15 protein-coding genes are annotated in these 18,822 nt (G+C 68.7%); 8 read left to right on the top strand and 7 right to left on the bottom strand.

Annotation, left to right across the window (positions count from 1 at the left end; translation table 11 throughout):
• Positions 1 to 77 precede the first annotated feature (77 nt).
• From OG408_RS28565 to OG408_RS28545, 5 genes are all read right to left on the bottom strand, one after another.
• Entirely contained in the window at positions 78 to 1,256 is a 1,179-nt protein-coding gene (locus OG408_RS28565; protein WP_326672739.1) for a hypothetical protein, read from the bottom strand.
• Complete coding sequence (locus OG408_RS28560) at positions 1,253 to 2,779, bottom strand: type I restriction-modification system subunit M (RefSeq protein WP_326672737.1); 1,527 nt, start codon at positions 2,777 to 2,779, stop codon at positions 1,253 to 1,255. The genes OG408_RS28565 and OG408_RS28560 overlap by 4 nt, the downstream gene beginning before the upstream one ends.
• Before the next feature lie 120 nt (positions 2,780 to 2,899).
• A complete protein-coding gene (gltX, locus tag OG408_RS28555; protein WP_326672735.1) occupies positions 2,900 to 4,381 on the bottom strand; it encodes a glutamate--tRNA ligase in 1,482 nt (493 codons plus the stop codon).
• Positions 4,374 to 5,150: a fumarylacetoacetate hydrolase family protein gene (locus OG408_RS28550; protein WP_266783324.1), complete on the bottom strand. Its 777-nt coding sequence runs from the start codon at positions 5,148 to 5,150 to the stop codon at positions 4,374 to 4,376. The genes gltX and OG408_RS28550 overlap by 8 nt, the downstream gene beginning before the upstream one ends.
• 246 nt (positions 5,151 to 5,396) lie before the next feature.
• Positions 5,397 to 5,588, bottom strand: a complete 192-nt coding sequence (locus tag OG408_RS28545; protein ID WP_285574523.1) for a hypothetical protein — start codon at positions 5,586 to 5,588, stop codon at positions 5,397 to 5,399.
• A gap of 577 nt (positions 5,589 to 6,165) precedes the next feature.
• On the opposite strand from OG408_RS28545, the gene OG408_RS28540 reads away from it, so the two are divergent.
• From OG408_RS28540 to OG408_RS28505, 8 genes are all read left to right on the top strand, one after another.
• Entirely contained in the window at positions 6,166 to 9,906 is a 3,741-nt protein-coding gene (locus OG408_RS28540) for a nitrate- and nitrite sensing domain-containing protein (RefSeq protein ID WP_326672732.1), read from the top strand.
• A gap of 9 nt (positions 9,907 to 9,915) precedes the next feature.
• A complete protein-coding gene (locus tag OG408_RS28535) occupies positions 9,916 to 10,329 on the top strand; it encodes a roadblock/LC7 domain-containing protein (RefSeq protein ID WP_006127850.1) in 414 nt (137 codons plus the stop codon).
• Between the two features lie 130 nt (positions 10,330 to 10,459).
• Positions 10,460 to 10,867, top strand: coding sequence for a DUF742 domain-containing protein (locus OG408_RS28530; RefSeq protein WP_073738726.1), 408 nt, complete (start codon positions 10,460 to 10,462; stop codon positions 10,865 to 10,867).
• A complete protein-coding gene (locus tag OG408_RS28525; protein WP_073738725.1) occupies positions 10,848 to 11,429 on the top strand; it encodes a GTP-binding protein in 582 nt (193 codons plus the stop codon). Before OG408_RS28530 ends, OG408_RS28525 begins: the two co-directional genes overlap by 20 nt.
• A gap of 346 nt (positions 11,430 to 11,775) precedes the next feature.
• Positions 11,776 to 14,994 carry a sensor histidine kinase gene (locus OG408_RS28520; RefSeq protein ID WP_326672730.1) on the top strand — a complete coding sequence of 1,073 codons (3,219 nt, stop codon included), beginning with the start codon at positions 11,776 to 11,778 and terminating at the stop codon, positions 14,992 to 14,994.
• Between the two features lie 10 nt (positions 14,995 to 15,004).
• Entirely contained in the window at positions 15,005 to 15,418 is a 414-nt protein-coding gene (locus tag OG408_RS28515; RefSeq protein ID WP_018551717.1) for a roadblock/LC7 domain-containing protein, read from the top strand.
• Positions 15,419 to 15,507: 89 nt separating this feature from the next.
• Complete coding sequence (locus OG408_RS28510; RefSeq protein ID WP_326672729.1) at positions 15,508 to 16,143, top strand: DUF742 domain-containing protein; 636 nt, start codon at positions 15,508 to 15,510, stop codon at positions 16,141 to 16,143.
• Positions 16,124 to 16,705, top strand: coding sequence for a GTP-binding protein (locus OG408_RS28505; protein WP_014048542.1), 582 nt, complete (start codon positions 16,124 to 16,126; stop codon positions 16,703 to 16,705). The genes OG408_RS28510 and OG408_RS28505 overlap by 20 nt, the downstream gene beginning before the upstream one ends.
• 216 nt (positions 16,706 to 16,921) lie before the next feature.
• Here the strand turns inward: OG408_RS28505 and OG408_RS28500 are convergent, their stop codons facing one another.
• Positions 16,922 to 17,125: an acyl-CoA carboxylase subunit epsilon gene (locus OG408_RS28500; protein ID WP_266783311.1), complete on the bottom strand. Its 204-nt coding sequence runs from the start codon at positions 17,123 to 17,125 to the stop codon at positions 16,922 to 16,924.
• Between the two features lie 66 nt (positions 17,126 to 17,191).
• Positions 17,192 to 18,775 (bottom strand): acyl-CoA carboxylase subunit beta, encoded by a 1,584-nt coding sequence (locus tag OG408_RS28495; protein WP_266783309.1) that lies wholly within the window; start codon positions 18,773 to 18,775, stop codon positions 17,192 to 17,194.
• Between the last annotated feature and the right edge of the window lie 47 nt (positions 18,776 to 18,822).

Raw genomic sequence — 18,822 nt, 5'->3', positions numbered from 1 at the left:
ACCGACCGCATCCCGGGTCTCCCCAGACCGGGCGCGGTCGGCGTGGTGATGCGGTGGTTCGTGTACGGCGTTACGGGTTACGCGGCTTCATGATTCCGGAGCCGGCCGGCGAAGGCACGCTGCTGGAGAGACCCGAATAGCTCGTCCAGGGCGACTAGGTGACGGTTGTGATCAGCTTTCAACTCGTCGAGTTTTGCGATCCTTGCCGCGAACTGCCGCTGTGCGGAAACATCCGGTGCGGGCACCCTCAGACTTCGGCAAGTGGGCAGAGACAGGTGCTTCACCGTGCTCCCGGAACCGCTTCGCTCGTATTGCCCCTTCAGGTACGGGCTTCTAAGTGCCGCCGACAAGTACTCAGGCGTGGCACGATCGGGATCCACCCTGTAGAGCATGAGGCGCTGGCCCAGGAATACGTGATCATCCGTGGCGAGAACGCCGACCTCCCCCACCGGGGCTTCTCTGGTCAGCAGTACGTCACCCCGGCGAGGCGTAGCCCGTCTGTTCCAGCGCCGGAATACGTCTTCCTCCACATATCGGGTGACACGGAGGTCGACTCGCCCGTTCTTCACGTTGGTCGTGCGAATCATCTTGAAGGGAGTCGCCCTGTCAACGACCGGGGCGGTCCGGTTCACGCAGTCAACCACCAGCGAACACAGTTCATCGATGCTGACAACCGGAGTGCCCGTGTCTTCGGGGTCGAACATGTCCAGGAAAATGGCCTGGGCGAGATCGTCGAGGAGCGCGATGGCCTCGCGGCGCTTGCCTCGGAGGGTGTCCACCTGGTCCAGGACCACGGCAAGGCGACGCTGCTCCGCTAGCGGGGGGAACGGAACCGAGATATCGGCCACGTGAGCCGGGCGCGCCCGCATCAGCGAACCGCCGACTCCCGCCACCGTTTCCATGAACCGGCGATGAAACGGATCACTCAGGAGAATCTGCCTGAGGTACGGGGGATGGAGCTTCTCCCCGCGGAACACGATCCACTCCCCGGAAGCGATCACCCTGTCCGCATGCCCATCACTCACTACCCAGGCACGTCGAATATGGGGAACAATCTTCGAGAGAAGAACATCCCCAGGGCTCACTACTTGCTTCGATGACCCGATCTCCGCCCCGAGTACGCTGTCCGGCGTTCCCCGGTCGAATGCCGGAATGCTGTAAAGAGTGAACCTCTCATCCGCGAATCGGGACGGGTCGATGGTTCCTCCACGGGAAACCATTACCTCCTTGAGGCGCAGCATCGAATAATCCGTCACGAAATCATCCCCTTGAGCTCATCCGTCCCCTTGGTGATCTCGGCGTCCAAATGTTCGAGGTCGGCGAGAATTTCGAGGGGGGACCGGGTCTTGATCTCCTCGTGGATGATTTCCTTGTAGCGGTTCAGCGACAGGTCGTATCCCTGGGCGGCAATGTCCGCCTTGGGGACACAGAAACTCTGTTCGGTCCTCGCACGGTCGCGTTCCGAGGTGTCTCGCTTGAACCAACGGGTCAGGACGTCCGGAAGGTTGTTCTTCTCGTGCTCATCCGCGGTCAGAGGCATGTCCGCAGGTGTCGGGCGGACGCCGAGACGGCCCTCGGGAAGGAGTTCGTTGCGCTTGTCGTCCAGAGACAGCCCATCGGCCTTGACGTCGTAGAACCAGACGTCGTCCGTGCCGCCACTGTCGGTGCGGGTGAAGAAGAGGATGGCCGTCGAGACTCCGGCGTACGGCTTGAAGACGCCGCTCGGGAGTTTGACCACCGCTTGGAGTCGCTGCTCCTCGACCAGCATGCGGCGGAGTTCCCTGTGAGCCTTCGAGGCACCGAAGAGGACACCGTCGGGAACGATGACCGCCGCGCGGCCACCGGGCTTGAGGAGCCGGAGGAACAGGGCGAGGAAGAGAAGTTCCGTCTTCCTGGTCCTGACGATCGACTGGAGGTCCTTCGCCGTCGACTCGTAGTCCAGGCTGCCCGCGAAGGGCGGATTGGCGAGGATCAGGGAGTACTTCTCGGACTCGCCGGCCGCCGACTCCGCGAGGGAGTCACGGTAGCGGATGTCCGGGTTCTCCACGCCGTGGAGCAGCATGTTCATCGAGCCGATGCGGAGCATCGTGGAATCGAAGTCGAAGCCGTGGAACATCGACTCGTTGAAGTGCTTGCGCTGTTCCCTCCCGAGCAACGCTTCCCGATGGGTGCGCTTGACGTACGACGACGTCTGCACCAGAAAGCCCGCCGTGCCGCAGGCCGGGTCACAGATCTCATCCCCGGGTCCGGGCTGAGTCATCTCGACCATCAGGTCGATGATGTGCCGAGGCGTGCGGAACTGGCCGTTCTGACCGGCTGAGGCGATCTTGGCGAGCAGGTACTCGTAGATGTCGCCCTTGGTGTCGCTCTTGTCCATGCCGAGGTCGTCGAGGAGGTCGACGACCTTCGCGAGGAGGTTCGCGTTCGGGATGGTGAAGCGGGCGTCCTTCATGTGGTGCGAGTACGTCGAGTCGTCCCCGCCCATACGGCGCAGGTACGGGAAGACGCCTTCGGCGACGAGCCCGTACATGATCTCGGGGTCGCGGACCTTGAAGTTCTGCCAGCGCAGGTCCTGCTGGTCCGTGTCGAAGAACGGGTCGGGGTCAGGTGTGCCCGTGGCGTTCGCCCTGCGATCCCTGACCGTCTGGAGCTCGTCCAGCCGCTTGATGAAGAGCAGGTAGGTGATCTGCTCCATCACCTCCAGCGGATTGGAGATGCCACCCGACCAGAACGCGTCCCAGACACGCCCCACCTTGCTCTTCAGATCACCGGTAATCACCTTGCGAGCTTACTTCCACCCACTGACAACAGGGGCCAGTCCGTTCTGGCTACGCGTACTGCCCGCTCGCGTAACGCCGTAGGCCGGGCCACCCACTGGGCAGCCCGGCCTACGGCGTACCTATGACCGCTGCGCCGCCAGCTTCGCCAGTGCCGCGTCCACCCGGGCCAGCGTCTTCTCGCGGCCGAGGATCTCCAGGGACTCGAAGAGCGGCAGGCCGATCGTGCGGCCGGTGACGGCGACGCGGACCGGGGCCTGGGCCTTGCCGAGCTTGAGGCCGTGCTCCTCACCGGCGGTGAGGACGGCGGTCTTCAGGGCGTCCGCGTTCCACTCGGCGTCGGCCAGCTTGGCGCGGGCCGTGACGAGCAGGGCGTCGGAGCCCTCCTTCATGGCCTTGGCCCAGGACGCCTCGTCGGTCGCCGGCTCGTCGAGGAAGAGGAAGTCGACGTTGGCCGTGATCTCGGAGAGGACCGTGACGCGCGTCTGGGCGTGCGGGGCGATCGCCGCGAACAGGTCCGCGTCGAAGGCCTCCGGGGCCCAGGGGGCGAACGGCGCCTTCAGCCACGGGCCGCAGGCCTCGGTGAAGGTCTTCACGTCGAGCCGGCGGATGTGCTCGGCGTTGACGTGCTCGCACTTCTTGAGGTCGAAGCGGGCCGGGTTGGCGTTGACGTCCTTGATGTCGAACGCGGCGACCATCTCGTCGATGTCGAAGATGTCGCGGTCCTCGGCGATCGACCAGCCGAGCAGCGAGAGGTAGTTGAGCAGCCCCTCCGGCAGGAAGCCGCGCTCGCGGTAGAGGTTGAGCGAGGCCTGCGGGTCGCGCTTGGAGAGCTTCTTGTTGCCCTCGCCCATGACGTACGGCAGGTGGCCGAACGCGGGGGTCTGCTTGGCGATGCCCAGCTCGATCAGCGCCCGGTACAGCGCGATCTGGCGCGGGGTGGAGGAGAGCAGGTCCTCGCCGCGCAGGACGTGGGTGATCTCCATCAGCGCGTCGTCGACCGGGTTGACCAGCGTGTAGAGCGGGGCGCCGTTGGCGCGGACGATGCCGTAGTCCGGCACGTTCTCCGGCTGGACGGTGATGTCGCCGCGGACCAGGTCGGTGAAGGTGATGGCCTCGTCGGGCATCCGGAAGCGGACGATGGAGGTGCGGCCCTCGGCCTCGTACGCCGCCTTCTGCTCCGCGCCCAGGTCGCGGCAGTGGCCGTCGTACCCGGACGCCTTGCCTGCGGCGCGGGCGGCGTCGCGGCGGGCGTCGAGCTCCTCGGTGGTGCAGTAGCAGGGGTACGCGTGGCCGGCGGCGAGGAGCTTCTCGGCGACGTCCTTGTAGAGGTCCATGCGCTGCGACTGGCGGTACGGGGCGTGCGGGCCGCCGGTCTCGGGGCCCTCGTCCCAGTCGAGGCCGAGCCAGCGCATCGCGCCGAGGAGCTGCTCGTACGACTCCTCGGAGTCGCGCGCCGCGTCGGTGTCCTCGATGCGGAAGACCAGGGTGCCCTGGTGGTGGCGGGCGAAGGCCCAGTTGAAGAGGGCTGTCCGGACCAGGCCCACGTGGGGGTTGCCGGTCGGGGAGGGACAGAAACGTACGCGTACGTCGGTGTTAGCCACGCTTGATCACCTTGTTGGTGAGAGTGCCGATGCCTTCGATGGTGACGGCGACCTCGTCGCCGACATGGAGGGGTCCGACCCCTGCGGGAGTACCGGTGAGGATCACATCGCCCGGGAGCAGCGTCATGGCTTCCGTGATGTGGACGACCAGGTCCTCGATCGAGCGGATCATTTCGCTCGTCCGGCCGAGTTGCCGTTGCTCGCCGTTGACCGTGGCCTGGATGGCGAGGTCGGCGGGGTCGAGGTCGGTCTCCACCCAGGGGCCGAGCGGGCACGAGGTGTCGAAACCCTTGGCCCGGGCCCACTGCTTCTCGCGCTTCTGCGCGTCGCGGGCGGTCACGTCGTTGGCGCAGGTGTAGCCGAAGATGACGTCCTTGACCCGCTCCCGCGGCACTTCGCGGCACATCCGGCCGATGACCACGGCCAGCTCGGCCTCGTGGTGCACCTCTTCGGAGAAGGAGGGGTACTCGATGGCGTCGCCGGAGCCGATCACCGAGGTGGTGGGCTTGAAGAAGGCGACCGGGACGTCGGGGACCTCGTTGCCGAGTTCCGCGGCGTGCTCCGCGTAGTTGCGGCCGATGGCCACGACCTTGTTGGGTAGCACGGGCGGCAGCAGCCGGACCTTGCTCAGCGGGACCTTGGTCCCGGAGAGCTCGAAGTCGGCGTACGGGATGCCCTTGATGATGTCGAGGACGAGACCATCGGGCCCGTCGCCCTCGACGGCGCCGAAGGCGACATTGCCGTCGATGGAGAACCTGGCGATGCGCACGGGAAGCTGTCGCCCCTCACTTGCTGGGTGGCTGAAGACTGATGCTCCAGGCTAGCGCCTCGCCCGGCGAGGTTTGCCCCGTTAGGAGCGCCGTCCGGTGCGTGCGATCGCAAGGCGCCGGAGCGTCCTCGTGGCGGAGCCACGTGGGCGTTTCGGCAACGCCGCGAGCGCGTGTGCCGGGCGGCGCGACGGGGCAAACCTCGCCGGGCGAGGCGCTGGCGCGGGTGAGGGGTGACGCTGCGCGGATTACTCCGCGGCGGCGGTGACGGCCGCGGGGGCCGTCATGAGGATGGTGCGGCGCGGGTTGGCCGTCTGCGTCGGCAGGGCGACTGCGTGCTCCGGCTGCTCCGGCGTCCGCAGCGCTTCGGCGTCCTTGAGGTGCGCCAGCGTGGTGCGCCGGGGGTTGGCAATGTTGCGGAACATCATCGTCGTCTTCATCTGCCGTACGGACCCTGTCGGTAGGGGCGCCACTCGCGGGGGCGCCGGTTGTCGGTTCTGCCATCCCTGTAAAGCGTCAGGCTAAACATCCAATTCCCTCCGAAGGTCGTGAAGAGACGGCGATCATCATGTGAGTTTGCTCACGAAGCAGCCGACAATTACTCCAATTCGGGCGGCTCGCGTGGGTGGACGAAACGGTCATTGCATCCCTGAATCCACCATTCCGCTCCTGATCATGTCGACTGGGACACCCTCCACCCCCATCTGATTCACCCGTGATCGTCCGTTATGTCAGGGAAGGGTCTCCACGGCTTGTTACCCCTCCATCACAACGTGTCACGCAGGTCACAGCCCGGTACCTGGCCCTTGTTGGAGATCCGCCACTGTGCTGGAATTCCACGCACCGCCGCGGGTTTCAAGCCGGCGCGCAGGGGCGCAACGCAGCGCCGAGTGGCGGCGGGAAGGGGAAGAGCGCCGGTCACTCACGACCACCATGGGGCGGTACAACGCCCCACGACGCCGACACCGTTCATCCGTCCATGACGGAAGAACGCCTGGTCCAGAGGTTGCGACGCTAGTGCAGGGACGTTTCAAGAGGGATGGCAGCGCTGCGGCGGAACAGGAGCCGCGCGGCGGGACCGACCGCGGTTCCTCGCCCCAGCACGCCCAGAACCCCGGACCGGCCGCGGCCGGCGACAACAGCGACCGCGAGCGGCGGCCCGGCCCGGCGACGGGCGGTGGGTCCGATCCGGTGTCCGCGCTCAAGCCGCGGGGCCCGGTCAACACCGGCTCCCGGGTAGCTCTCCGCAACTGGCGCATCAGCACGCGCCTGGTCTCCCTGCTCGCCCTCCCCGTGGTCGCCGCGACCACGCTGGGTGGTCTCCGTATCAATGACTCCATGAACGACATCCAGCAGCTGGAGCACATGCAGCTGCTGACCCGGATGACGAAGCAGGCGACCTCGCTGGCCCAGGCGCTCCAGGAGGAGCGCGACCGGTCGGCGGGACCGCTGTCCAACGGCGTGCCGGCGGACGACTTCAAGGTCACGGAGCCGCGGAAGAAGACCGACCGTGCGAAGAAGGCGTTCTTCAACGCGACGAACGACATCGGTGACACCACCGGTGACGAGGCGCTGGAGAGCATCCACTCCAGCATCCAGCAGATCGCCTCGCAGCTCGGCTCCATCCGCGACATCCGCAAGCAGGCGTACGCGAAGGACAGTCCGAGTCTCCAGACCGTCGACGCCTACAGCCAGCTGATCACCTCGCTGCTGAGCCTCTCCCAGGACATGGCGCAGGCGACCAGCAGCCCGGAGATGATCAAGCGGACCCGTGCCCTGGCGGCCTTCTCCTCCGCCAAGGAGTACGCCTCGGTCCAGCGCGCGATCATCGCCGCCGCGCTGCCGGGCGGCAACGACAAGCAGCCCCACCTCGACCGCAACGACCAGCAGTTCGGTCTGGCGGCCCAGCGCAAGGAGGACGCGGCCCGCCGCTCCTTCGAGGCGATCTACACCACCACGGGCAAGAGCGCCGACGAGCTGACCTCCACGCTCGACGAGGGCCAGCCCGAGATCAAGGCCGCCGACACCTACGCCAAGAAGGTGCTCGACAACGCGAACGGCATGGCCGGTCCCGGCGCCCGCCGTTCGTACATGGACTGGTACGACCAGGACTCCACCAAGATCCAGGCCATGAAGCAGATCGAGGAGACGCTCCTCAGCGACATGGAGGGCAAGGCGCGCGAACTGCGCGACGAGTCCCAGCGCGAGGCGATCATCTCCGGTGCGCTGATCCTGCTCGTGCTCGGTGTCTCGCTGGTCGGCGCCTTCGTCGTCGCCCGGTCCATGATCCGCTCGCTGCGCCGGCTGCAGGACACGGCCACGCGCGTCGCCCAGGACCGGCTGCCCGAGCTCGTCAAGCAGCTGTCCGAGGCCGACCCGCAGGATGTGGACACCTCCGTCGAGTCGGTCGGTGTGCACTCCCGTGACGAGATCGGCAAGGTGGCCGCGGCCTTCGACGACGTGCACCGCGAGGCCGTTCGTCTCGCCGCCGAGCAGGCCCTCCTCCGGGGCAACGTCAACGCGATGTTCACCAACCTCTCGCGCCGTTCGCAGGGTCTCATCCAGCGTCAGCTCTCGCTCATCTCCGAGCTGGAGTCGCGCGAGGCCGACCCGGACCAGCTGTCCTCGCTCTTCAAGCTCGACCACCTCGCGACCCGTATGCGCCGTAACGGCGAGAACCTCCTCGTCCTCGCGGGCGAAGAGCCGGGCCGCCGGTGGACCCGTCCGGTGCCGCTGGTCGACGTGCTCCGTGCCGCCGCGTCCGAGGTGGAGCAGTACGAGCGCATCGAACTGGCCGCGGTGCCCGCGACCGAGGTCGCCGGCCGGGTCGTCAACGACCTCGTGCACCTCCTCGCCGAGCTGCTGGAGAACGCCACGTCGTTCTCCTCGCCGCAGACGAAGGTCCGGGTCACCGGTCACGCGCTGCCCGACGGCCGGGTGCTGGTCGAGATCCACGACACCGGCATCGGCCTCTCCCCCGAGGACCTCGCGGCGATCAACGAGCGGCTCGCCTCGCCGCCCACCGTGGACGTCTCGGTCTCCCGCCGCATGGGTCTGTTCGTGGTCGGCCGGCTGTCCCTGCGTCACGGCATCCGCATCCAGCTGCGCCCGTCCGACTCCGGTGGCACGACCGCGCTGGTCATGCTCCCGGTCGACGTCGCGCACGGCGGCAAGCAGCCGATCCCCAAGCAGGCCCCGGGTCAGCAGACCCCCGCCCCCGGCGGGCTCCTGGCCGGCGGCAACGCGCCCCGTCCCGGTCTCGACAGCGCGTCCTCGGCCCCGGCCGGGCGGCTCGCCGCCGGTCCCGGTGCCACGCGTGGCCAGGTCGGTGCGGGTTCCGGTCCGCGGGCGGCCCTGCCGGCCCGCGACGGCGGCGCCGGCCGGCCCCAGAACCAGCAGGGCCAGCCCGGTCAGCCGGGTCAGCAGAACGGCCAGCAGAACTCCGCGTTCCAGAGCCCCGGGTTCCCGGCCGACGGTCCGCAGGGCCGGCAGCCGGACGCCTCGCGCCCCGAGCCGCCGCGTCAGGGCGGCGGCCTCTCCGGCGCCTTCGGCGGCGGTGCCCGGCTGGGTGCCCGCGGCCAGGGTGACGGCGGGCGTACGGACTCGGGTCAGCCGAGCCTGTTCGACCAGAAGCGCCCGGAGCAGAACGGTCCCGGACGGCAGGCCCCGCAGCCCCAGCAGCAGAACCAGAACCAGGGTGGCCAGGGCGGTTTCCAGCAGCCCGGCCAGGGCGGTTTCCAGCAGCCCGGCCAGAACAGCCGGCAGCTGCCTCCGGTCGGCGGTCCGCGTGCGGAGCTTCCCGGTGGCAACCCCCAGCCGCAGCGCCCGCAGACCACCAGCTGGGGTTCGAACGAGGAGCCGCCCGCACCGCGGCGCTCCCCGCTCGACGCGCCCCGCGGTCACGAGGAGCCCGAGTCCACCGGACAGTTCCAGCGTCCGCTGAACCCGCCGCCGCTCAGCCCGCGTCAGCCGATGGACAACCAGCAGGGGCCCGGCTCCACCGCCGAGTTCGCCCGCCCGGACTTCTCGGGGCCGCCGCCGCAGCAGCGGCCGGTGCCGCAGCAGCAGGCGCCGGACCCGGCGAGCACCGCGCAGTTCGCCCGCCCGGACTTCGGTCAGCCCGCGCAGGGGCAGCCCGCCCCGCGCCAGCGCGACCGTGAGAACGGGGACTTCGGTGCTCCGCGTCCGCCCGTCGCGCCGGCCCCCGGCGGGGAGTACCGCCCCGCCCTGCCGCAGCAGCCGCAGCAGCCGCAGTCCGAGCTGCCGCCGGCCGGTCCGGGTGACGGCCGCACCCCGCTGTACGACACGCTGGAGACGAACTGGTTCCACGGACCGCAGCAGGGTGGCCAGCAGCCGCCCGCCGCACCGCAGGCACCTGCCTTCCCCCAGCAGCCCGCCGAGGAGCGTCCCGCTCCCGCCGCACCGCAGCGCGGTGCCGGTGACACCAACGGCGTCACAAGCTCCTGGCGCGCCTCGCCGAACGACGAACTCGTCCGGCAGGCGGAGCGGGTGAAGAAGCCCGCAGCAGGCGGAATAACCACGTCCGGTCTGCCTCGCCGGGTCCCGCGTGCCAATCTGGTGCCGGGCACCGCCCAGCAGCAGAACCACCAGTCCGGTCCCCAGGTGTCGCGTGCGCCCGATGATGTGCGCGGGCGACTGACCAATCTCCGCCGGGGCATCCAGCAGGGACGTCAGGCCAACAACGGCCCGTCGACCGGCAGTTTCCCTATCGGCCCCACTCACCAGCAGGAGCGTTAGTTGAGCCCGATGAGTCAGGCCGCGCAGAATCTGAACTGGTTGATCACCAACTTCGTGGACAACACCCCCGGGGTGTCGCACACGGTGGTGGTCTCCGCAGACGGCCTGCTGCTGGCGATGTCCGAAGGTTTCCCGCGCGACCGCGCCGACCAGCTGGCGGCCGTCGCCTCCGGTCTGACCTCGCTGACCGCGGGTGCCTCCCGGATCTTCGAGGGCGGCGCCGTCAGCCAGACCGTGGTGGAGATGGAACGCGGGTTCCTCTTCCTGATGTCCATCTCGGACGGCTCCTCGCTGGCCGTGCTGGCCCATCCGGACGCCGACATCGGTCTGGTCGGGTACGAAATGGCGCTGCTGGTGGACCGGGCGGGAACCGTCCTCACCCCGGACCTCCGCGCCGAGCTCCAGGGCAGCCTGCTCCATTAGGCGGCCGTGAACCGGTGACACAGACGATTAGCAAGACCGCACTCATCACTCGCCCGTCCGGCCGCTTACAGCCCCCCACCGGCCCCTTCAGACGGCAAGCCGACACCCTGCTGTCACGCCCGGAGGATTCATGACCCCGCCACCCGCCTCACCCGATCCGTACGGCGCGTTGAACCACGCGTCGTACGAAGGTGAAGGCGACCAGCCGCTGGTCCGTCCGTACGCCATGACCGGCGGCCGGACCCGACCGCGCTACCAACTAGCGATAGAGGCGCTGGTCAGCACCACGGCCGACCCCGCGCACCTGGGGACCCTGCTCCCCGAGCACCAGCGGATCTGCCACCTCTGCCGTGAGGTCAAGTCGGTGGCGGAGGTGTCGGCCCTGCTGTCGATGCCGCTCGGTGTGGCCCGGATCCTCGTCGCGGACCTGGCGGAAGCCGGCATGGTGGCCATCCACCAGCCGGGCAATGGAGAGGCCGGCGGCGCGCCGGATGTGACACTGCTCGAAAGGGTGCTCAGTGGACTTCGCAAGCTCTAGTGGCGGTGCGGCCCGGGCCACCACGTCGGCGAAGATCGTGGTGGCGGGCGGATTCGGCGTGGGTAAGACCACGTTTGTCGGTGCCGTTTCGGAGATCAATCCGCTGCGTACCGAAGCCGTGATGACGTCCGCCTCCGCGGGCATCGACGACCTGACGCACACCGGCGGCAAGACCACCACGACGGTGGCCATGGACTTCGGCCGCATCACCCTGGACCAGGACCTGATCCTGTACCTCTTCGGTACGCCCGGACAGGACCGCTTCTGGTTCATGTGGGACGACCTCGTACGCGGCGCCATCGGCGCCGTCGTCCTGGTCGACACCCGGCGCCTCGCCGACTGCTTCCCCGCCGTCGACTACTTCGAGAACAGCGGACTGCCGTTCGTCATCGCCCTCAACGGCTTCGACGGACACCAGCCCTACACCCCCGACGAAGTCCGCGAAGCCCTCCAGATCGGACCCGACACCCCGATCATCACCACCGATGCCCGGCATCGCGGTGACGCCAAGAGCGGCCTGATCACGCTGGTGGAGCACGCGTTGATGGCGCGGCTCAAGTAGGCACAAGTCGGTATTGCCGTACGGCAATTACAGTAGTCACACGGGGGTGGACTGTGTCCTTTGACACGATCCACCCCCGTATTCATAACGTTTCGAAAGAGAATTGCCCCACGGTCAGCACCCGATGCACACGATCGGTACCACTGTGCTCACATGAGCCCCGCCTTTTGGCGGGGCTCGTTCTTTATGCCCGTTTTATCTGAGGTCTGCGCCACTCGGAATCGCCCATTCCGACTGTTTGGAAGGCGGCCGGTAGCCGTGCTGCAATTCGACGAACTCCCGAGTAGTACGGCCCTGAACAAACACGGCACAACGTAGGTGCCGACGCCGAGAGGTTGTTGGTCGAGTGAGGCGTAACAGCGAGGGCTCCACGGGGCAGACGGAGCGGGGCAACTTCACCCCGCCGCCGCGCACCGCGGCGCCGTCCGCCGAGGTGTCCGAAGGGATACCGGCCGGTGGCAGTACCAGCCGGCTGTCCCCGCGCAACTGGCGGGTGGCCACCCGGCTGAACGCGATCCTCCTGATCCCGGTGCTCGTCGGCCTGGTCATGGGCGGATTCCAGGTGAAGGGTTCCGTCGACACCTGGCAGGAAGCCCAGAGCGCCGAGAAGACCGCGCTGATCGTGCGTGCGGCCGCCGAGTACGGACAGGCACTGCTCAACGAGCGCGACCTCAGCGCCCAGCCGCTGCTGTCCAACAAGCGCGACGACGAGGTCGTCACGCAGGTCCGGGCGACCACCGACGCGGCGGCGAAGAAGTTCGACGCGGCCGTGCAGGACATGCCGTCCAAGCAGGGCCTGGAGCGCCGCCTCAAGCTGTTCAAGCTGGAGGAGCCCAAGCTCCCGCAGCTGCGCAAGGCCGCCTACACCGCCGCTATGGACCCGGTGAAGACCGAAGAGGGCTACACCCAGGTCCAGCACTCCCTCATGGAGTTCTGCAACGAACTCGGCCTCGGCACCGGGAACATCACCAGCTACGGCCGTACCGTCTACGCGATCGAGCTGGCCAAGGCTGCAGAATCGCTTCAGCGCTCCATCGGCATGCACCTCCTGGTGCGGCCCAGCCAGGAGAACGGCAAGTTCAACGACCAGGTCAAGGCCTTCGGCTCGTACAACTACCTGGAGCAGATCGCCCTCGGTGAGTTCGTCTCCGGTGGCACCGAGGCCGACGCCGCCCGGCTGAAGCAGGTCATGGCCGGCAAGGCCGCCGAGGGCGCCGCCAAGCTCAAGACCGCCAAGGAGCAGGCCGACGCGGCCGGTGTGCCGTTCGTGACGCCGCCCACCGTCGACGGCTCCGTCTACGACGGCATGGCCCAGGAGATCGGCCAGGGCCAGAACCCCAGTGCGCTGAAGGCGAAGGGGATCACCCCCGAGACCTGGACGGCCGCCGCCACCGCGAAGTTCGACGGTTACACCACGGTCGAGGACGAGCTCGTCGACAAGGCGGTGACCGAGGCCGCGGAGATCTCCTCCAGCGCCCGGACCGACGCCATCGTCAACGCGGCGATCGTGATCATCGCCCTGCTGGCCGCCTTCGTGCTGGCCGGTCTGGTGGCCCGCCAGATGAGCCGCTCGATGCGCCGGCTGCGTACGGCCGCCTTCTCCATCGCCGAGCAGCGGCTGCCCTCGCTCGTCGACCAGCTCTCCCGGACCGACCCGGGCCGGGTCGACACCCGCGTCCAGCCGATCCCGATCAACAGCCAGGACGAGATCGGCGAGGTCGCCCGCGCCTTCGACCAGGTGCACCGCGAGGCGGTCCGGCTCGCGGCCGAGCAGGCCATGCTGCGGGGCAACGTCAACGCGATCTTCACCAACCTCTCGCGCCGCAACCAGTCGCTCATCGAGGGCCAGCTGACCCTCATCACCGACCTGGAGAACAACGAGGCCGACCCGGACCAGCTGGAGAGCCTCTTCCGGCTGGACCACCTGGCGACGCGTATGCGCCGCAACGGCGAGAACCTCCTGGTCCTCGCCGGCGAGGAGCCCGGCCGCCGCTGGAACCAGCCGGTGCCGCTGGTGGACGTGCTGCGGGCCGCCTCCTCCGAGGTGGAGTCCTACGAGCGCATCGAGCTCTCCGGTGTCCCGGAGACCGAGATCCACGGCCAGTCCGTCACCGACCTCGTGCACCTGCTGGCCGAGCTGCTGGAGAACGCCACCACGTTCTCCTCGCCGCAGACCAAGGTGCGGGTCACCGCGACCCGGCTGCCCGACAGCCGCGTGATGATCGAGATCCACGACAAGGGCATCGGCCTCACCGCCGAGGACTTCGCCGACATCAACCACAAGCTGGCCAACCCGCCGACGGTGGACGCCGCGGTCTCGCAGCGCATGGGCCTGTTCGTGGTCGGCCGCCTCGCCGACCGGCACGGCATCCGGGTCCAGCTGCGCCCCTCGGGCGAGCAGGCCGGGACCACCTCCCTGGTCATGCTGCCGGACGCGATCACCCACGGCGGTGGCGGCGACGCCCCCGCCCAGGACGACTTCACCGTCTCCTCGATCATTCCGCAGCAGCAGCAGGCCTTCGAGCCGGTGCCGCAGCAGCCGCAGCTGCGTACGGCGGCGGAGCTCGGCTTCGACGACTCCCGCTACGAGGACCCGTCCGCGGACGCCCCGCAGCTGGACCCGGTGGGCCGCTCGCTGATGCGTGAGGAGCGCCGGGCCGCGCTGGAGGCGCAGACCGGCGGCGAGCGCCCGCCGTTCCCGCAGCAGCAGGAGCAGCAGCCCTACGCCGAGGCCGGGTACGGCGAGACGTCCTACGCTCCGGAGCAGTACGCCCAGGAACCGCAGCAGGGTGCCCCGCAGGAGCAGACGTACGAGCAGCCCTCGTACGAAGGCACCTACGACCCGTACCGCGGTGACACCGGCTATGCCGGGCAGACCGGCTACGACAATGGCCAGAACGGTTATCCGGAGGCGGCTTACGGGACGCCCGAGGCGTCCGGGCCGGCCTATGACGAGCAGTACGCCGCCCAGCCCCAGCAGGCAGAGTGGGCTGATCAGGGCACGTACCAGGGCGCGTTCGAGCCGGTGGCGCAGGCCGAACCGGAATCTCGTCCGAGCGCACCCGCGGAACCCCGCGAACGCGTAGGCTTCGACCATTCGGGACCCGTCCCGAACTCCGGCCACGAGCTGACCAACGCCGGTCTGCCCCGCCGCGGCGGCCAGCAGCACTGGCAGCCCACCGGCCGCGGGAACGAGCGGCCCGCGGCCCCGCAGCAGGAGCAGCAGGAACCGCCGCAGCAGCCGACGCCCGCGCAGCGGGACGCCGACGGCACCGGCGGAACCGAGGGCACCGAGGACTGGCGCTCGGCGAACGACGAGCGCTGGGAGCGGGCCGAGAAGCTCCGGGAGCCGAAGGCGGGCGGGGTCACCCCCTCCGGTCTTCCCCGGCGCGTGCCCAAGGCCAACCTGGTCGAGGGCACGGCCGAACAGACCCAGCAGGGCGGCCCCCAGGTCTCCCGCGCCCCGGAGGACGTGCGTGGCAGGTTGAGCAACCTGCGACGTGGCGTGCTGCGGGGACGTAACGCGGGTTCGGACACCAGTAATACCTACAACCAGGAGCGTTAGTGTGAGCCCGATGAGCCAGGCGGCGCAGAATCTGAACTGGTTGATCACCAACTTCGTGGACAACACCCCTGGGGTGTCGCACACGGTGGTGGTCTCCGCCGACGGACTCCTGCTGGCGATGTCCGAGGGATTTCCGCGTGACCGCGCCGACCAGCTGGCGGCTGTCGCCTCCGGTCTGACCTCGCTGACCGCGGGTGCCTCGCGGATCTTCGAGGGCGGCGCCGTTAATCAGACGGTTGTGGAGATGGAGCGAGGATTCCTCTTCATCATGTCCGTTTCCGATGGATCTTCGTTGGCCGTTCTCGCACACCCGGACGCCGATATCGGTCTGGTTGGGTACGAAATGGCCCTTCTTGTCGACCGTGCCGGCAGTGTCCTCACCCCGGACCTCCGTGCCGAGCTTCAGGGAAGTCTTCTTAACTAGTAGACAGACAGTGCGTTTCGCGTCACCGCGCCATAAGGTGCGGTGGCGCGGACCCACTGGGATCGGGACCGGCAGGCGGAGGAGGAATCGTGGGTACACCCCCAGGCGGGCACCAGTTCAACGGTGGTCAGCAGGTACCGGGTGAGCACGGGGACCATGGTTACGGGTTCCCCTCCACACCCGGCAGACAGGGCGCGCAGCAGCCTTACCAGCCGTATCGGCAGCCGCAGCCGCCGCAGCACGTCCGGGGCTCGGACTGGCCGCAGCAGCCGCAGCAGCCGAACCGGCCGCAGCGCCCGCACCGGTACGACTCCCCGCAGCAGCCGCCCCGCATTCAGCCGGTGCAGCCGCGGCGGGCCCCCGAGCCGGCCGCGCCCGCCGCTCACAATCCGCTGGTCCGTCCGTACGCCATGACAGGTGGACGGACCCGACCGCGCTACCAACTCGCCATTGAGGCGTTGGTCAGTACGACGGCCGATCCGTCCCGGCTGCAAGGGCAGTTGCCCGAGCACCAGCGGATCTGCCGGCTGTGCATCGAGATCAAGTCGGTGGCCGAGATCTCGGCCCTGCTCTCGATCCCCCTCGGCGTTGCCCGGATCCTCGTAGCCGACCTGGCTGAGGCCGGACTCGTCGCTATCCACCAGCCCGGCGGCGACGAGTCCGCCGGCGGCCAGCCAGATGTGACACTGCTCGAAAGGGTGCTCAGTGGACTTCGCAAGCTCTAGCGGCGGAGCGGCCCGCTCCACTACCTCGGCGAAGATCGTGGTGGCAGGGGGCTTCGGCGTGGGTAAGACCACGTTTGTCGGTGCCGTTTCGGAGATCAATCCGCTGCGTACCGAAGCCGTGATGACGTCCGCCTCCGCGGGCATCGACGACCTGACGCACACCGGGGACAAGACCACCACGACGGTGGCCATGGACTTCGGCCGCATCACCCTGGACCAGGACCTGATCCTGTACCTCTTCGGTACACCCGGACAGGACCGCTTCTGGTTCATGTGGGACGACCTCGTACGCGGCGCCATCGGCGCCGTCGTCCTGGTCGACACCCGGCGCCTCGCCGACTGCTTCCCCGCCGTCGACTACTTCGAGAACAGCGGACTGCCGTTCGTCATCGCCCTCAACGGCTTCGACGGACACCAGCCCTACACCCCCGACGAAGTCCGCGAAGCCCTCCAGATCGGACCCGACACCCCGATCCTGACGACGGACGCGCGGCACCGGGCGGATGCGAAGAGTGCGCTGATCACGTTGGTGGAGCACGCGCTGATGGCCCGCCTGCGGTAGGGCCCTGCCGGGCCCGGATGTACGAAAGGCCCCGCACTCCCTGTTGGGAGTGCGGGGCCTTTCGTCCGGGGCGCCCGGGCTTCGGCCGTGCTTCGTCCTCAATCGCCGGACGGGCTCGATTTCGGCCGGCGCAGGCCTTGATCGAAGTGGCTGGGCCTGCAACAGCACGATGCGGCCACACCGCATCGGTGTGGCCGCATCTGTGGGGCTTGGACGTCAGCCCTGCCAGCTGTGGGGGGCACGGAAGCCCGGGGTGCGCTCCAGGCGTCGCCAGCCGGCGGTGTCGCGGCCTCGGTGGGCGGGGGCGTCGGTCGGCTGGGCGGCGGCGCGGGCGAGCAGGACCGCGGTTATGGCGGCCAGCTCCTCGGGGTCGGCAAGACCCTTCTCGACGCGCAGCACGGACTCGGCGGCAGTGCTCATGGGTGTCTCTCCGTCTTCTCGGCAGGTCTTCGCGGGGGCCTTGCAGGGTTGCTGCGGGGCCGCGGACTACTGCGGGGGGTTGCCGTGCTTGCGGGACGGCAGGTCGGCGTGCTTGGAGCGGAGCATCGCCAGCGAGGCGATCAGGACCTCGCGGGTCTCGGCAGGGTCGATGACGTCGTCGACCAGGCCGCGCTCGGCGGCGTAGTACGGGTGCATCAGTTCGGCCTTGTACTCCTTGACCATGCGGGTCCGCATGGCCTCCGGGTCCTCGGCGTCGGCGATCTGCCGGCGGAAGATGACGTTGGCGGCACCTTCGGCGCCCATCACCGCGATCTCGTTCGTCGGCCAGGCGTAGGTGAGGTCCGCACCGATGGACTGGCTGTCCATGACGATGTAGGCGCCGCCGTAGGCCTTGCGCAGGATCAGGGAGATCCTCGGGACCGTCGCGTTGCAGTAGGCGTAGAGCAGCTTCGCTCCGTGCCGGATGATTCCACCGTGCTCCTGATCGACGCCGGGCAGGAAGCCGGGTACGTCCAGAAGAGTGACGATGGGAATGTTGAACGCGTCACACATCTGGACGAAGCGGGCGGCCTTCTCGCTCGCCTCGATGTCCAGGACGCCCGCCAGGGCCTGCGGCTGGTTGGCCACGATGCCGACGACCTGGCCGTCCAGGCGGGCCAGCGCGCAGATGATGTTGCGGGCCCAGCGCTCGTGGATCTCCAGGAAGTCGCCGTCGTCGACGAGCTCCTCGATGACCTTGTGCATGTCGTACGGACGGTTGCCGTCGGCGGGGACCAGGTCCAGCAGGACGTCGCCGCGGCGGTCGGCCGGGTCGTCGCTCGCCACGGTGGGCGGGTTCTCCCGGTTGTTCGAGGGCAGCATCCCGATCAGGTAGCGGACCTCGGCGATGCAGGTCTCCTCGTCGTCGTACGCGAAGTGCGCGACGCCCGAGGTCTCGGCGTGCACATCGGCGCCGCCGAGGCCGTTCTGCGTGATCTCCTCGCCGGTGACCGCCTTGACGACGTCCGGTCCGGTGATGAACATCTGCGAGGTCTCACGGACCATGAAGACGAAGTCGGTGAGCGCCGGGCTGTAGGCGGCGCCGCCCGCGCACGGGCCGAGCATCACGCTGATCTGCGGGATGACACCGGAGGCGCGGGTGTTGCGCTGGAAGATGCCGCCGTAGCCGGCGAGCGCCGAGACGCCCTCCTGGATACGGGCGCCGGCGCCGTCGTTCAGCGAGACCAGCGGGGCACCGGCCGAGATGGCCATGTCCATGATCTTGTGGATCTTCGTGGCGTGGGCCTCGCCCAGCGCGCCGCCGAAGATCCGGAAGTCGTGTGCGTAGACGAAGACCGTCCGGCCCTCGACGGTGCCCCAGCCGGTGATGACACCGTCGGTGTAGGGCTTCTTCTCCTCCAGGCCGAAGCCCGTGGCGCGGTGCCTGCGGAGCTGCTCGACCTCCTTGAACGAACCCTCGTCCAGGAGCAGCTCGATGCGCTCGCGCGCCGTCAGCTTGCCCTTGGCGTGCTGCGCCTCGGTCGCCCGGTCACTCGGCCCGCGCCGGGCCTGCTCGCGCAGTGCCAGCAGTTCCGCCACACGGCCACGGGTGTCGCTCGGCTCGCCCTGGGTTTCGTCCACAACGGTCATGTATCGACCCTACGAACCCGACCAAGAAAATCCTGCCGTCGACTCTG

The organism is Streptomyces sp. NBC_01257, assembly GCF_035917255.1.
Lineage (GTDB): Bacteria > Actinomycetota > Actinomycetes > Streptomycetales > Streptomycetaceae > Streptomyces.
This window is presented reverse-complemented; position numbering and strand designations above follow the sequence as displayed.

What these genes read in the sequence shown, in the direction of transcription:
- OG408_RS28530 (WP_073738726.1), top strand. Translation starts at nt 10,460, where the DNA reads ATGACCCCGCCACCCGCCTCACCCGATCCGTACGGCGCGTTGAACCAC.
- OG408_RS28500 (WP_266783311.1), bottom strand. Translation starts at nt 17,125, where the DNA reads ATGAGCACTGCCGCCGAGTCCGTGCTGCGCGTCGAGAAGGGTCTTGCC.
- OG408_RS28545 (WP_285574523.1), bottom strand. Translation starts at nt 5,588, where the DNA reads ATGAAGACGACGATGATGTTCCGCAACATTGCCAACCCCCGGCGCACC.
- OG408_RS28515 (WP_018551717.1), top strand. Translation starts at nt 15,005, where the DNA reads ATGAGCCAGGCGGCGCAGAATCTGAACTGGTTGATCACCAACTTCGTG.
- OG408_RS28535 (WP_006127850.1), top strand. Translation starts at nt 9,916, where the DNA reads ATGAGTCAGGCCGCGCAGAATCTGAACTGGTTGATCACCAACTTCGTG.
- OG408_RS28495 (WP_266783309.1), bottom strand. Translation starts at nt 18,775, where the DNA reads ATGACCGTTGTGGACGAAACCCAGGGCGAGCCGAGCGACACCCGTGGC.